The 14,394-nt window shown below is 63.8% G+C and carries 12 protein-coding genes; 6 read left to right on the top strand and 6 right to left on the bottom strand.

The window, feature by feature from the left end; translation table 11 throughout:
* Nucleotides 1–58: 58 nt before the first annotated feature.
* Both BLW62_RS07005 and BLW62_RS07000 read left to right on the top strand, forming a co-directional pair.
* On the top strand, nucleotides 59–1,102 hold the full coding sequence (locus tag BLW62_RS07005) for a TAXI family TRAP transporter solute-binding subunit (protein WP_090506311.1): 1,044 nt from the start codon (nucleotides 59–61) through the stop codon (nucleotides 1,100–1,102).
* A gap of 128 nt (nucleotides 1,103–1,230) precedes the next feature.
* Complete coding sequence (locus BLW62_RS07000) at nucleotides 1,231–3,195, top strand: TRAP transporter permease (RefSeq protein ID WP_090506310.1); 1,965 nt, start codon at nucleotides 1,231–1,233, stop codon at nucleotides 3,193–3,195.
* A 94-nt stretch (nucleotides 3,196–3,289) separates the two neighbouring features.
* On the opposite strand, the gene BLW62_RS06995 is transcribed toward BLW62_RS07000, so the two are convergent.
* The 3 genes from BLW62_RS06995 to BLW62_RS06985 form a co-directional block, all read right to left on the bottom strand.
* Nucleotides 3,290–3,715, bottom strand: coding sequence for a Zn-ribbon domain-containing OB-fold protein (locus BLW62_RS06995; protein ID WP_090506309.1), 426 nt, complete (start codon nucleotides 3,713–3,715; stop codon nucleotides 3,290–3,292).
* Nucleotides 3,716–3,718: 3 nt separating this feature from the next.
* Nucleotides 3,719–4,882 (bottom strand): thiolase family protein, encoded by a 1,164-nt coding sequence (locus BLW62_RS06990; RefSeq protein ID WP_090506308.1) that lies wholly within the window; start codon nucleotides 4,880–4,882, stop codon nucleotides 3,719–3,721.
* A gap of 97 nt (nucleotides 4,883–4,979) precedes the next feature.
* A complete protein-coding gene (locus BLW62_RS06985; protein ID WP_090506307.1) occupies nucleotides 4,980–6,155 on the bottom strand; it encodes an NAD(P)/FAD-dependent oxidoreductase in 1,176 nt (391 codons plus the stop codon).
* Between the two features lie 231 nt (nucleotides 6,156–6,386).
* On the opposite strand from BLW62_RS06985, the gene BLW62_RS06980 reads away from it, so the two are divergent.
* Together BLW62_RS06980 and BLW62_RS06975 are read left to right on the top strand one after the other, a co-directional pair.
* Entirely contained in the window at nucleotides 6,387–7,550 is a 1,164-nt protein-coding gene (locus BLW62_RS06980; RefSeq protein ID WP_090506306.1) for an NAD(P)/FAD-dependent oxidoreductase, read from the top strand.
* A gap of 162 nt (nucleotides 7,551–7,712) precedes the next feature.
* Nucleotides 7,713–8,981 (top strand): MFS transporter, encoded by a 1,269-nt coding sequence (locus BLW62_RS06975; protein ID WP_090506305.1) that lies wholly within the window; start codon nucleotides 7,713–7,715, stop codon nucleotides 8,979–8,981.
* 58 nt (nucleotides 8,982–9,039) lie between these two features.
* Here BLW62_RS06975 and BLW62_RS06970 read toward each other — a convergent pair whose 3' ends face one another.
* Nucleotides 9,040–10,206 (bottom strand): MFS transporter, encoded by a 1,167-nt coding sequence (locus BLW62_RS06970; protein WP_090506304.1) that lies wholly within the window; start codon nucleotides 10,204–10,206, stop codon nucleotides 9,040–9,042.
* Nucleotides 10,207–10,298: 92 nt separating this feature from the next.
* Nucleotides 10,299–11,123, bottom strand: coding sequence for a redoxin domain-containing protein (locus tag BLW62_RS06965; RefSeq protein ID WP_090506303.1), 825 nt, complete (start codon nucleotides 11,121–11,123; stop codon nucleotides 10,299–10,301).
* A gap of 185 nt (nucleotides 11,124–11,308) precedes the next feature.
* On the opposite strand from BLW62_RS06965, the gene BLW62_RS06960 reads away from it, so the two are divergent.
* Complete coding sequence (locus tag BLW62_RS06960; RefSeq protein ID WP_090506302.1) at nucleotides 11,309–12,634, top strand: aminotransferase family protein; 1,326 nt, start codon at nucleotides 11,309–11,311, stop codon at nucleotides 12,632–12,634.
* 30 nt (nucleotides 12,635–12,664) lie between these two features.
* On the opposite strand, the gene BLW62_RS06955 is transcribed toward BLW62_RS06960, so the two are convergent.
* A complete protein-coding gene (locus BLW62_RS06955; RefSeq protein ID WP_090506301.1) occupies nucleotides 12,665–13,681 on the bottom strand; it encodes an alcohol dehydrogenase catalytic domain-containing protein in 1,017 nt (338 codons plus the stop codon).
* A 151-nt stretch (nucleotides 13,682–13,832) separates the two neighbouring features.
* On the opposite strand from BLW62_RS06955, the gene BLW62_RS06950 reads away from it, so the two are divergent.
* Complete coding sequence (locus BLW62_RS06950) at nucleotides 13,833–14,381, top strand: VOC family protein (protein ID WP_090506300.1); 549 nt, start codon at nucleotides 13,833–13,835, stop codon at nucleotides 14,379–14,381.
* Nucleotides 14,382–14,394: the final 13 nt, after the last annotated feature.

Below are 14,394 nucleotides of genomic sequence, written 5' to 3'. Positions count from 1 at the left end.
GTGTACTGATTGGAAGGATTTATATAGTTATTACGACGACCATATACCGTGCTATAGAATGACGAGCAATTCCAATCACGAAGCGAAGGGTAGGGTCAGTCGCCGCACTGTGCTTCAAGCGAGTGCCGGCCTCGGTGTCGTTGGCTTGGCGGGATGTCTCGGCGATGGTGGCGAAACGGTTACAGTTGGGGCCTCATCTGACGGGTCTGCGTCGTACGGCGCGATGAACGCCCTCCAGCGGTCGGTGTCGAATCACGCGGAAGACGCGCAACTGAACATCACGGCACCTGGTGGAGACCCCGACTCGATCCGGGCGTACGACGCGGGCGAACTGGACGGGTACACGGCGGGTAACTTCGTCTTCAATCAGGCGCTCGACGACGGCGAACCGTTCGACGAGGAACCCGTCGACGACTTCGCCTATCAGGCGCTCTCGTACCTCACGCTCCACATGCACTGGCTGGCCGTCGACGGCTCCGGTGTCGAGAGCATCGAGGAAGCGATCGACGACGACGACCTCAACATCTGGGTCGGTCCGCCAGGGTGGGGGCTCAGAACGCTTTGTACGACCCTTCTAGACGACGCCGGTCTCTGGGACGACATCGAAGACCCAGTCGACGTCGCCTCGGAGGACGTCGCCGCACAGATCGACGAAGACCGCATCGACGTCTTCTTCGGCTACGGAACCAACTTCAACGGTCTCCCCGGCTGGCTCGTCGAAGCCGACTCTCGAGAGGATCTCTACGCCCTCGAGATGGGCGACGACTACGTCGAGGCGATCGAAGGCTCTGCGGCCGGGTACGAAGAGGTCGAACCGTACGGGTACGAACAGGACATCGACGCGGACGAGATTCAGTGTTGGACCGAAGACTACAATACGTACTTCGCCTCCGACATCGACGACGAGGTCGTCTACGAGATCATGGAGATCAGCCACGAACACTGGGAAGAGATCCAGGATGCGGACGACAACTACATGGATCACTCCGACCCAGCGGATATGGCCCAATACTACCACGAGAACATTCCCGTCCATCCCGGTGCCGCCGACTTCCTCGAGGACAACGACGCCTGGAACGACGACTGGGAACGTGGTGACTGAGACGCACGTTTTTCAGTACGTGACGTCATCCACCGTTTATATCTAAATACACAGCCTGACACACATGATATTCGCAACGTTGCACGAATCGGTGTTCACCACTATCGGTGAGTAATGGAGGATCAACAATGAATGTGATACAGAACGTCAACAGAGCACTGTTCGTGGCGGCGACCGTTTCCTGGCTCGTCACACTTTGGTTTGCACAGACACAGGGGATCGCACAGGCCCGATACGGTGTGATCTTCCTCGGGTTCATGATCGCGATCGCCGTCTTCGACAATCTCGAGGAGACTATCGAAGAAGAACAATGGATACACGTCGGCTTACTCGTCCTCGCAGGGATCTTAGGGGTCGTTGCGACGGTGTACATGACGTACTACTACGAGGCCCTGATCTACACGCGGGTCGGGTACGCCCACACGCACGAGTACGCCCTCGCAGCGGGACTCATGTTCACGATTCTGTACTTGACGTACAAATCGTACGGACTCGTGTTCTTCCTGGTCGTCGTCCTGGCGTTCATTTACGGCATGTTCGGGAACTACTTCCCGGGCCTGCTGAACCACGGCGGATTCAGCGGTGAACGACTGTTGCTCGTTACCGTCCTCGACATGGAAGGATTCGTCGGCACGATCCACCGGATCATGGCCTCCGAAGTGGCACTGTTCCTGCTCTATGCGGGACTCATGCGCGGCTACGGGGCGTTCGATCTGATCCTTCGAGCAGCGTTGCGTTCGACGAAGTACATCAAATCCGGCGTCGGTCAGGCTGCAGTGACCGCGAGCATCATCATCGGTTCGATCACCGGTAGCCAGGCGGCGAACACCGCGATTACCGGTTCGTTCACGATTCCGTTGATGAAAGAACACGGGATGCGATCCGACACGGCTGGCGGGATCGAATCCGTCGCGTCTTCGGGTGGACAGATCATGCCGCCCGTCATGGGTGCGGCAGCGTTCGTGATGGCCTCGATTCTCGGGACGACGTACCTGACGGTCGTCATCGCGGGCATCATTCCGGCGCTCATCTTCTACATCTCGCTGGTCATGGCCGTCCACTACACGACGGTCGAACAGGTCGGCCAGGCCGTCGAGGTCGACCCGAGCGATTACCTCGACGAAGCGAAGACCACCCAAGAGTTACTCGTTCAGGCTGCGCGATTCATCATCCCGTTCATCGTGCTCGTCTATACGCTCGGTGTCCTACAGTGGACGGTGATGACTGCGGGGATGTACACCGTCATCACGATGCTTCTGACCGGATTTGGCGTGCCACTCGCCCAGCAGGCGTACGAAGACAGCAGCCAGATGCGAGCGGAGACGTGGGACGTTGTCAAACAGACAGCGATGGGGCTGAAGTACGGTGCAATTACGCTGGCACCGATCGTCATCATCGTCGCTGCGGTCAACGGCATCGTCGACATCCTCACCCAGACCGGGCTTCCGGGGACGATGTCGCTCGCCTTGATCGACCTCGCAGGTGGCAACATGGCACTGACCGTGATCCTCGCGATGGTCATCTGCATCCTGCTCGGACTCGGGATGCCGACCGTCGCGGCGTACATCGTCGTGGCGTTCCTCATCGCACCGACACTCGCGAGTCAGTTCCTCGTCGAGGAGATGGCCGCCCACTACTTCGTGTTCTACTCGGCGATTCTCTCCGGGTTGACGCCACCAATTGCGATTGCGGTGGTGGTGGCTACAGGTATTGCCGGCTCGAACTTCTGGCGCACGTGTTTCGAGGCGCTCAAGGTTTCAGCAGTGTTGTTCATCCTGCCGATCGCGTTCATCTACAACCCTGAACTCGTCGTCGACGGATTCACCGTCGAAACGCTCATCTCCGCCGGAATCGCGCTGGCCGGCGCACTGGGCGTCGTCCACGGCCTGAACACACGCTCGATCAACATGAGCATGCCACCGACGATGGTCATGCGGAGCGTGTTCTTCGTTCTCGGGACGACGGCGATTATCTTCCCCGAGAACACCGTTCGGGTCGGCGCGCTAGTCGGGATCCTCGTGCTCTACCTGTTCCAGACCAACAACCCGTTCGCCTCGCAGTCGATGACTGCGGAAGCATCGGCTGAAAACTAACACGCACCGACTCGATCTGCTTCGCCACATCCCGATTCGTGCCGCCGCATTTTTCGCCGCGTTTCTCGACGATACTCGCCGAGTCGCTCCTTGACTACTCGAGCGTCGCGACGAAAAACGGCTCGTCCTCGCGTCTACCCCGATCGAACTCCTGGTCGTATTCGACCGCCTCGAGGCGGACGGGGGCACCGATCTCGAGGTCCTCGTAGCGACTCTCGAACGCCGAGAGCACCCGCGGTCCGTCCTCGAGTTCGACGAGTCCGACGACGAGTTCGTCGTCGAACATCGGTGCCGTCGCGTGCTGGCGCGTGAACGAGAAGACGGTCCCGACGCCACTCGACTCCGCCCAGGAGACGGCCCTCGAGTGACAGTGCGGGCAGATCGGACCCGGCGGGAAAAAGGCCTCCTCGCAGTCCGTACACCGCCGGATCAAGAATCGATCGTCGGCCAATGCGTCCCAGAATCGGTCGGTTCCGAAGGCGTCCGTTTCGGCTCGCTCGGTGTCCGTGTGTTCGCTCATCGGTCAGGCCTCCGTCTGAAAGATCGTTGCCGTCGCCCCGTTCACGTGTCCGTGCTCCGCCGTCGTCAGGACGCTTCGCGCGTCTGGAATCTGCGTCGACGCCGTCCCGCGGAGTTGCTTCACGGCTTCGACGTGATTGAGCAGCGGCGTCACCATGGGCGGGTGGCCGCGCCCGATGCAGCCCCCGGAGGGACTGATCGGGAACTCGCCGTCCGGTGCGGTCTTCCCCTCGAGACAGGCGTCGACGCCCTCGCCGCGGACAGCGAGGCCCAACGCTTCGACCGTCATCGCCTCGATGTGCGGGAACGGCGCATAGGGCTCGTAGACGTCGACCTCGTCCGTCGGAACGCCTGCCTGCTCGCTCGCGGCGTCTGCGGCGGACTCGACGGCCGGCAGTTCGGTCACCGATTCGCCGTGGCTCACCAGCATGTGACTCGAGGCGTGGTGAGAGCCGATGCCGGCGACTTCGACCGCTCGCTCTTCGTCGCGTGCCTCCTCGGCGCTCGAGACGACGAGGGCGGCCCCGCCGTCACAGGGTGCTGGACACTCGAGGAGGGTAAGCGGGTCGGCGATGGGCCGGGCCTCGAGGACGTCCGCTCGCGTCACGGTATCGTCAAAGAGGGTGTTCGGGTCGTCGGCGGCATTGGTGCGCTTCTCGACGACGATGTTGGCGACGGCCTCGTGGTCGACATCGTACTCGTGGAGGTAGCGCTGGAGGCTCTGGGCGTAGACGCCGGGGACGGAGAGCCCCGTCGGCGATTGAAATTCGACGTCGAACATCCGAAGGGCGTACTCGAAGTAGGAGTCAGTCGTTTCGATCGAGGAATTGCGTTCGACCGCGAAGACGACGGCCGTGTCGACCTCGCCGCGGCGAACGGCCGAGACGGCCGCGTGAAAGGCCTGTCCGCCGCTCGTGCCGCCGGTCGAGAGTTCGAGCGTTCGGGTCGTCTCGAGACCGAGTCGGTGGTGCAGCGCCGTCGAGAAGAACTTCTGGTCCGTCCACGGCCGCGGTGCGGACATGTAGAGCCCGTCGACGGCTGAGAGGGGTGTCGAGGCGTCATCGAGCGCGTCGAGGATCACCTCGAGTGCGAGTTCCTGTTCCGGCGCGTCGTGCGTCCCGTTGGGGAGTTGCGTGACTCCCGATACGACCGGCGTCGAAGCTGTCATGCGAGCGAATCTCACACGACCCGTACAGGTATACGGTTCGGTTTCGGCGGGATCTGAGCGGACTGAGTCGAGACGCAAGCGGTCGGTTGGACGTCCGTCACTCGTCACGGCCGTCGCCGTAGGATTTCGCGCTGACGCCGTAGAGGCCGTCTCCCGTCTCGAATCGCGAGAGTCGGTACGCCTCGAGGTCGATCCGGGGTGACCGACCGAGGATGTCCAGCGCGATCGATTCGCCGAACGCGGGCGACTCCTTGAACCCGTGGCCGCTGCCGCCGAGGACGTTGTAGACGTTCTCGACGCCGTCCGGGACGCCCACGATCTGGTGGGAGTCCGGCGTGACGGTGATGATGCCGGACCACGAGTCGACGACGCTCGCGTCGGCGTACCCCGGCACGCGCCCCTCGAGGCGTTCGCCGACGGCACGAAGGAACGACTCACCGACGCCCCGGAGGCCGACGGACCGATCGACAGGCGGCCGGTCGACGCCGCCGGCGATGAAGTCGCCGCTAGGCTCGGGTTTCAGGTACATATCCGGCGCTCGCGAGTGATCCGACAGCGTCGGTAGGTCGGGGCCGTAGGACGTCTCCGATTGAAGGACGACGATTTTCGACTCGTACCACTCGAGTGGGACGTCGACACCGACCATCTCGGCGAGTTCCCCACCCCACGCGCCGGCGGCGTTGACGACGTAGTCGACTGACTCGACTCCTTCCGGGGTCTCGACGGCCGTCGCCCGCTCGCCCTCAAGTCGAATATCGGTGACCGGCGTGTCGGTTCGGATCTCGACGCCGTTGTCTCGCGCCCCCGCGGCGAACCCCGTCGCGACCAGATAGGGGTCGGCGAAACCCGCCTGCGGTTCGTACGCCGCGAGCGAGACTCCATCCGGATCGAGCGCGGGTAACAGGGACGCGGCTTCGTCGGCGTCGAGGAGTTCCACCTCGAGGCCGGCCCGTCGTTGTCGGTCGACGACCGTTCTGAACTCGGACTTCGCGTCCGGGTCCGCGAGAAACAGGTAGCCGTTCTGGCGGAAGCCGCCGTCGCCGCCGTCGACGGATTCGAACTCCTCGAGGAGTTCGCGCCCGCGGATGGCCGTCTCGATCTGGACGGGATTCGTGTAGTGATGGCGGACGATGCCGGCCGAGTAGCCCGTCGACTCGCTCGCGAGCGACCCGCGCTCGAAGCAGACGACGTCCACGTCTTCGTCCCCGAACTCGCTCAGGTAGTAGGCGACGGCGAGGCCGTAGACGCCGCCGCCCACGATACCGACTTTCATCGGTTATCACGGGGGTGCGTGCCCCCCGTATCGGACCGCAGTGGGTTCGAATCGGGCCGATGCACTCCACACTGCACGGGTGTCGTGACTCCACAGCGCATAGTTCGACCTCCGCGAGCAACCCGATAAAGGTACGCACCGACGGCTTTGCAACTCGCACTCTCGTCTCCTCGAGGCTGGTATCTCACTCGAGTCGAAATTGCTATTTGGTAGCACGTATCCTGTCCGCGTATGACTGTGAACGCGGAGCACGCCCTCGAGCGGATCGTAATCATCGGCGCTGGAATCGGCGGCTGTCACGCCGCTCGAGAACTCGCGAGCGATCACGACGTCACGCTCCTCGAGTCGAGTGACGTCGCGGCTGGCGCGACGGGCCTCTCGGCTGGAGTCGTCGCGCCGACGCTGTTCTACGGCGACTTGCCGGACATCGCACGGCACGCGAACGAGTTCGTTCGGGAGTTCGACGGCACGGACGCCTTCTCGTTCACGGAACGCCACCGACTCGACTTCGTCTCGGCCGAAGAAGCGGAGGACGCCCGGGAAACGGCCTCCGAACTGACTGAGGCGGGCTTCGACGTCACCTACCTCGAGCGATCGCGGCTCTCGAGTGAATTTCCGCGAATCGACTCTCCCGAAGACGGCGGCGCGATACTGTACGGGGATACGGGCTGGGTCGATCCCTACACCTACGCGAACGCGCTTCGCACGGACGCCCAATCGCGCGGCGCGAGCGTCGAGACCGGGGTCGAGGTCACCGAAATCACTACGGCGAACGGACGAGTCACCGGCGTCGAAACGACTGCCGGCCGGTACGACGCCGACGCCGTCGTCGTCGCTGCCGGGTGGCGAACGCAAGAACTCCTCCCGACCGGTCTCACCCTTCCGATTCGACCGTATCGGACGCAGTGCGTTGTTCTCGAGCCGTCAGAACCCCTCGACGAGGCGACGCCGATCGGCCGAATTGGCAGCGAACACCTCTACTTCCGGCCGGAGCACAACGGCGACCTGCTCGTCGGCGGGGCTCACGAGACGGTTTCGGACCCGCTCGCGGCCTCGAGCGACGCCGACGAGTCGTTCACCCGGCAGGTCGCTTCCGTCGTGCCGTCGGTGCTTTCCGGGTTCGACGACGCCGGGTTCGTCAACGGCTGGGCCGGGATCGACGTGGCGACGCCGGATACGCGGCCGATCGTCGACCAGCCGCCGGACGCCCCCGACGGACTGGTCGTCTCGACGGGATTCAACGGATTGGGGATCATGACGTCGCCGATCGTGGGACCGACGATCCGCGAGCGACTGACTGGCGAGCGAGCACCGTTTTCGACCGCGCCATTTCGGGCAGATCGGTTCGACGTTTCCGGGTCGTCGTTCGCCTACACGTCGACGTCCGAACTGTAGCGTCGGTCGGCGGATGCGAACTGGGCCGAACTGTCGTGTCGATGTTCGAACTGTCGTGTCGATATCCTTGTCTCGAGCGTCGGACTGGCGCCGTTTGCGCGTCTACGGATCGGTAACTACTTTCAACGGGAGACGCTACCACCGCAGTACGACTCAGTATCTATGGGACTCAACACGAACGACCGGTCGATCGCTGGATTCACCATGGCGGGTCACTCGCTCGTCCACTGGTTCGAAACCTCGATTCCGATCTTTCTCGTCGTCTGGCTCGCCGAATTCGACGTCTCCTTGCTGGTTCTCGGACTCGTCCTCGCACCGAGTTACGGCCTGTTCGGCTTCGGTGCACTGCCAGCCGGCGTCCTCGCCGACCGATTCGGACCGAAACGATTGATCTTGCTCTGTCTCGCCGGCATGAGCGCGGCCTTCGTCCTCATCGCGGGTGCCGCCTACGTCGACTCGATATACGCCATCGCGTTCGGCTTGCTCCTCTGGGGGCTCGCCGCGAGCGTCTACCACCCCGCCGGACTCGCGCTCATCAGTACCGGCGTCGAGGAACGGGGCACCGTCTTCGCCTGGCACGGTATCGCCGGCAACATCGGTATCGCGCTGGGCCCGTTCGTCGCCGCCACGTTGCTCATCTTCCTCGAGTGGCAGTACGTCGCGGCCATCCTCGCGATCCCGGGCTTCATCGCGGCGGTCTACGGCCTGCAGGCGGACTTCGATGCGACGGCGGCCGTCGAGGATAACGTCGACGCCAGTTCCGACGACGCGCTGACGCTCGACGACTTCCTCTCGAACTCGCGGACGCTCTTCGCGAGCGCGTTCGCGGTCGTCTTCGTCATCGTCACGTTCGAGGGACTGTTCTACCGCGGCATGCTCACCTACCTGCCCGAAATTCTCCACGGACTGCCCGTCATGGAGGGGATCGATATCGGAGCCGGACTCGAAGGCATCGAACCCGCCGACTACATCTACGTCGGCTTGCTCGTGGTCGGGATGGCGGGTCAGTACGCAGGTGGGAAACTGACGGATCGTTTCGCCGCCGAGCGCGGACTGATGGTCATCTTCTCCATTCTCGCGCTCCTCGCGCTGGTGTTCGTCCCGGTCTCCTCGATCGGATTAGTGCCGCTGCTCGCACTCTGTGGCGTGATCGGTTTCTTCCTCTTCGCGATTCAGCCGTTCTATCAGGAGGCCGTCGCCGTCTACACGCCGGCCGATACGCGCGGGCTCTCCTACGGGTACACCTACCTCGGCGAGTTCGGCCTCGGCTCCGCGAGTATCGCCGCCGGCGGGTTCGTCCTCGGCTCGTTCGAACTCGTCTACTTCTTCGCGATGCTCTCCGGATTCGCACTGATTGGTGCCGCGCTGTCGATCGGATTGCACGTCGCGGTGAGCCACCGACAGTCCACGACGACGGACGCGAGCGCCTGAGGACTCGAGCGGTCTCCGTTTTCACCTCGACGATCCACACCACTCACAGCCGAATAACTCACTCCGCAGTGAGCACGACGAGTGCGATGAACCCCGACCCGAGCAACGCGAGTACGCCGAGGAACGACCACGCGGCGGCGTACCCCGTGGTGTCGATTAAGAACCCGAAGACGGGCGGTGCGAGCAACCCGCCGAAGGTCATCGCGAACTGGCCCGCCGAGGACGCCGCCCCGATTTCGTCGTCCGTGACGACCGTCGAGATACAGGAGTAGTAGACGCCCGTCGATCCGAGCACGAGAAAGCCGAGGACCGAGAAGACGACCGTGGCCTCGAGTGGCGTCTCGGTGAGCGTCACGAGAAAGAAGACGAAGCCGCCGAGGAACACCTGGACGAAGAGGATGGCGCCGATTCTGCGCCGGGGTGTGCCGGGGAGGGTGTCCGCGAGCCAGCCCGAGAGCACCTTGCCGACGCTACTGAACACCTGCAACAGGGCGAGGACGATGCCACCGGTCGCGACCGCAGCACCGATGCCTTCGTCGACGTAGAGGACGGTGTAGCCGGTCGTCGTGTAAAATCCCGCGCCGATACAGACGCCGGCGGTTACGAGGAAGAGGTAGGTCCGATTCGAGAGCAACTTTCCGAAATCGGGGTACGTCGTCGCGGCCGCGCTGGTTCCACTGTAGGTCAGATAGAAGAGCAGGGCACAGACGACCCCGACGCCCGCGGCGACGAGGAAACCGGCCTGCCAGAAGAGGTAGCCGACCAGTCCCGTCACGAGGAGGGAACTGACCGCGCTGCCGATGGTCGGCCCGATCTGTTTGACGCCGATCGCTCGGTGTTGTCGCTCCGGTTTGATGTTGTCGAAGATTGCCTTGTTAGTCCCCGGCGTGGCGGTGCCGTACGCCGAGCCGAGCACGAAGACGGCGACGAGCAACAGGCCGTAATTCGGCGCGAGCGCGACCAGAAACGTGCCGACTGAGAGGCCGATGAGTCCGAGTGTCAGCGTGGTGTGCTCACCGAATCGATCCGTCGCGACCCCCAGTGGTAACAGAAAGATCGCGTAGCCGAGCGTCAGCGAGGTGATGACGAGGCCGACTTCGAACCCGGAGAGCGAGAACGCGTCGCTGAACAGCGACGTGCCCGCGTAGATCGCGTAGTAACAGATACTGGCCGCGACGTGCCAGATAGTAACCTGCGAGACGAGTTTCCAGAACCGACTTGCCATACACTGTCACCCAACAGGAACCGATTAAAACATCGGGTCGAGGCAATCACGCCTGCCTCTTCCGGTTCCTGGGTCGACCACTGGGTGCCTACTCACTCCCCGGCCAGTCGCACCTTATCCTCGAGGTCGTCGAACGGCGGCGAGGGCGGCCACTCGCTCGCGACCCACGCGTACTCGACGGTTCGGTCGGGCCCGACCAGAAACATCGCGGGCCGTGGCTCCGAGATCCCCGCCATGCCGTCGAGGTCGTGGACGACGCCGTAGAGTTCGGCCACGTCGTTTCCGGGATCGGAAAAGAGCGGATACTCGAGGCCCCGTCGTTCGATGAACCGCTGGTGGTCGAACGGTTGTGAGATGCCGACGCCGACGACGGAAACGTCGGGTACCCAGTCGCGATCCTGCAACTCATCCCACCAGTAGACGGACTTCCCGCCCCAGTTCAGCGGGAAGAACACCACCAGCACGCGTCCGCCCTCCGCGACGAGGTCCGACAGCGACGCGTCCTCCCAGTACTCCGCGGTGACGAGCGGACGGGTGAAATCCGGTGCCTGCTCCCCTTCGGTCGGGTGCTCGGTCGGCGGAAACTCGACCAGTTCGGTCCCGGCCGGCACCGCCGACTCGTCGCTTCCCTCCTCTCCGTACGTCCGATCGAGGTACTCGAGGATGCGCCCGCTCTCGGGCATCGTGACGTCGCGGTCGTGATCGACGAGGACTGGAACCGACCGCGTTCCCGAGGCTCGAGCAACGGCGTCTCGCTTGCTGTGTTCGCCCGCGACGAACCGCGAGCGATAGGAGATGGCGTATCGCTCGAGTCGGCGCACGACGAGTTCGCAGTAGGGACAGCCGTGGAGTCGATACAGTGTCATCGAGGCCGTGTCGACCGTCTCGTCGGTCTCAGTATCGGTTTGAGAAGCCATCAGCGGGTACCATGACCTCTGTCACAGCGTTACAAAGATGCACCGCCGCGGACGCTCGTGTCCTCGCTCGTGATTATAGTCAAATTTTGGGTAGGGTATTCCCACACAATTCAACAACAGCTGATCGGTAGTGGAGGGAAACCAATCACCTGATATTTATGTGAACGCGTGTCATATGGGGGATTATGGCAATGGAACGACTCGACAGTGAGACGGAGACGACGCCGACGGCCATTCCCCACTGGTACGACGGGGACGACGATATTCCCACGATCGTCGACGGCGAGGATGTGACAGTGTACGATTCGGAGGGAACGGCGTATCTGGACTTCCAGTCACAGCTCTACTGCGTCAACGCGGGCCACAGTAACCAGCAGATCATCGACGCAATCGCCGACCAGTTGGCTCGCATTCCCTACGTCTCCTCTGGGAAGCACAACGACACGCGAAACGAGCTTCGAGCGCGCCTCCTCGAGGTCGCCCCCGAGTCGATGGCCCAGACGCTCTTTTCGATCTCCGGCAGCGAGGCCAACGAGACGGCCGTGATGCTCGCCAGAGAGTACGCCGACGCCTCGAAGGTCCTCACCCGCTGGCACTCCTACCACGGCGCGACGTATGGCATGGCCAGTCTGACGGGCGACACCGACACCCGCGCCTACATCGAACCGCACGCGACGACGACGGGCAACGCCAAGTTCCTCCCGCCGATTCCGGAAGCCTTCGACGCCGAGACGCCCGAGGAACTCGCCGAGAAGGCGGCCAACCACCTCGAGTTCGTCATCCGAAACGAGGGCCCGGACACGATCGCCGCGCTGCTGACCGAGGTCGTCGCGGGCTCGAGCGGCGCGTACACCGCCCCGCCGGGGTACTTCGAACGCGTTCGCGAGATCTGCGACGAGTACGACATCCTGTTGATCGCGGACGAGGTGATCACCGGCTTCGGGCGCACCGGCGAGTGGTTCGGTGCGCAGTCCGAAGGCATCCAGCCCGATCTGATGACGTTCGCGAAGGGGCTCACGAGTTCCTACGTCCCGCTCGCCGGCGTGATGATGAACGACGACCTCGCAGAGTACGTCGCTGCGGAAGGCTTCGACGTGGGCCAGACGTTCGCCGGCCACCCCGTCGGCTGCGCCGCCGCACTGGCCGCGATGGACGTCTACGAGGATGGACTCCTCGAGAACACGCGCGAGGTCGCGCCACGACTCGAGTCCCGGCTCACCGACCTGGAGGAGCGATTCGACGTCGTCTCGTCGGTCCACGGCCGCGGCCTCCACTGGGGCGTCGCGTTCGCCGACCCCGAGGCCGACGAGCCGTTCGTCGACCCTCGAGTGAGCGACGAGGACGACAACCCGGTCGAGACGGTGCTCTCGACGGCCGGCGAGAACGGTGCGCTGTTCGGCATGGGCCGACCGAACACCCAGATAATCGTCTCGCCGCCGCTGTGCGTTACCGAAGCCGAGATCGACGAGGCCGTCGACGCGCTCGAGGACGCTATCGAAAGCACGTTCTGAGGGGGTCGATTCCCAGACGGCGACTCCAGATTACTGCTGGGGGCGAAGCACGAGTTTTCCGACCATATCACGATCGCGCATTGCCGAGAGCATCGCTTCCGTCTCGCCCAGGGCAAACTCGTCGGCGACGACCGGGTCCAGTCGACCGTCGGCGACGAATTCGACGAGTTGGGCGAGGTCGGCCTGCGTACCGAGCGTGCTGCCGAGAATGCGTTTGTGCCCGAAGTAGAGGTCTCGAGCGTCGAACGACGGGTGCTGGCCCGCGGTTCGACCGCAGATAACGTGTGCCCCGTTGGTCCCTAGGAGATCGACCCCGACGCGGGTGTAGGGCCCGCCGAGGTGGTCGATAGTGACGTCGACGTCGCCGATCGCCCCGACCCGCTTGCGCATCTCCTCGGGGTCGCCGGTGTGGATCGCGTGATCGAGGCCGAGCGCGTCGACGGCCGCGAGTTTGTCCTCGTCGGTCGACGTGCCGATCGTCTCCGCACCCAGGACGGTCGCGAGTTGAATCGCCGCGACGCCGACGCCGCCGGTCGCACCCGGCACGAAGACGCGATCACCAGCACTGGTGTCGCCTCGCTGTAGCATTCGGTAGGCGGTCGTGTACGCAATTGGCAGCGCCGCGGCCTCGACGAATCCGACCGAGTCGGGGAGGGAGACGAGTCGCGTCGCATCGACCACTACCTGCTCGGCGAACGCGCCGTCGAAACTGTTGTAGTTCTCGCACCTGTTCTCTGGGCCGTTTCGGCAAGCCCGACAAACGCCACAGGTCTCGAGCGGACAGAGGACGACTCGGTCTCCGGCGTTCACGCTCGAGATGTCGGCTCCCGTCGCTTCGACGACGCCCGCCAGATCGCCGCCCGGAACGAACGGGAGGTCGGACTCGTCGAGTCGGTCGTCGTCCTCGAGTTTCCAGAGGTCTCGGTGGTTGAGCGCGGCGGCTTCGACGCGGACGACCGCCTCGCCCGCGTTCGGCTCCGGTGTGGACCGTTCCTGTACTTCGAGTTCGGGCGGCAGTTCGGTGCTCGTGAGTGCAGCGACGCGCATGATGTGTGATAGTCACACGCACCGGACCGTCTTAGCTGCTGTGTCGTCCGACGTTGCTGCGTGCTCGAGTACTGGGCGGGTGCTCACGAGTCAGTCGCGACGAGCGTCAGTCGTGTGCAGCTATAACCCACTGGAGCGTGAGTCTCGATCAATGGCCGCGATTGGATTCACGCACGTGACCGTCTACGGGGACGACCTCGAGGCGCTGGTTGACTTCTACACCGACGTGTTCGACATGGAACGAATTCAGGCACCGAACCTCGGTGCCCCCGTCAGGTGGCTGCGATTCGGCGACAGACAACTACATCTCGTCAGACGCGAGACGGACGCCCCGACGTACCACCACTTCGCGCTCGCCGTCGACGACTTCGAGGCGGTGTTCGACGCCGCCGAGGAGCGAGCGTGTTTCGACGACGCGCTCGCACCCGACGGCGGCTATCCGCTCTACCGGTTGCCCGACGGCACCGTCCAGTTGTACCTCCGCGACCCGGCCGGAAACTTACTCGAGGTCGATCGTCCCGACACCTCGGCGCTCCCGGCCCGAATCGACGCCTACGTCACCGACCGAAGCGACACCCACGAGCAGTCGCCCGAACAGGCGGACGCGACGCTCTTTCTCGATCCGGAGTTGTTCGCTCGAGCGGACAGCGAGGGGTCGGCTGATTCGGTTGCCGACGGCTCGAGTGGGGATCGACGCTAACCCTCGACCGTCG

Source organism: Natronorubrum sediminis (assembly GCF_900108095.1).
Lineage (GTDB): Archaea > Halobacteriota > Halobacteria > Halobacteriales > Natrialbaceae > Natronorubrum > Natronorubrum sediminis.
This window is presented reverse-complemented; position numbering and strand designations above follow the sequence as displayed.

Coding starts and splice junctions, on each gene's coding strand:
- BLW62_RS07005 (WP_090506311.1), top strand. CDS start 59: ATGACGAGCAATTCCAATCACGAAGCGAAGGGTAGGGTCAGTCGCCGC.
- BLW62_RS07000 (WP_090506310.1), top strand. CDS start 1,231: ATGAATGTGATACAGAACGTCAACAGAGCACTGTTCGTGGCGGCGACC.
- BLW62_RS06995 (WP_090506309.1), bottom strand. CDS start 3,715: ATGAGCGAACACACGGACACCGAGCGAGCCGAAACGGACGCCTTCGGA.
- BLW62_RS06990 (WP_090506308.1), bottom strand. CDS start 4,882: ATGACAGCTTCGACGCCGGTCGTATCGGGAGTCACGCAACTCCCCAAC.
- BLW62_RS06985 (WP_090506307.1), bottom strand. CDS start 6,155: ATGAAAGTCGGTATCGTGGGCGGCGGCGTCTACGGCCTCGCCGTCGCC.
- BLW62_RS06980 (WP_090506306.1), top strand. CDS start 6,387: ATGACTGTGAACGCGGAGCACGCCCTCGAGCGGATCGTAATCATCGGC.
- BLW62_RS06975 (WP_090506305.1), top strand. CDS start 7,713: ATGGGACTCAACACGAACGACCGGTCGATCGCTGGATTCACCATGGCG.
- BLW62_RS06970 (WP_090506304.1), bottom strand. CDS start 10,206: ATGGCAAGTCGGTTCTGGAAACTCGTCTCGCAGGTTACTATCTGGCAC.
- BLW62_RS06965 (WP_090506303.1), bottom strand. CDS start 11,123: ATGGCTTCTCAAACCGATACTGAGACCGACGAGACGGTCGACACGGCC.
- BLW62_RS06960 (WP_090506302.1), top strand. CDS start 11,309: ATGGCAATGGAACGACTCGACAGTGAGACGGAGACGACGCCGACGGCC.
- BLW62_RS06955 (WP_090506301.1), bottom strand. CDS start 13,681: ATGCGCGTCGCTGCACTCACGAGCACCGAACTGCCGCCCGAACTCGAA.
- BLW62_RS06950 (WP_090506300.1), top strand. CDS start 13,833: ATGGCCGCGATTGGATTCACGCACGTGACCGTCTACGGGGACGACCTC.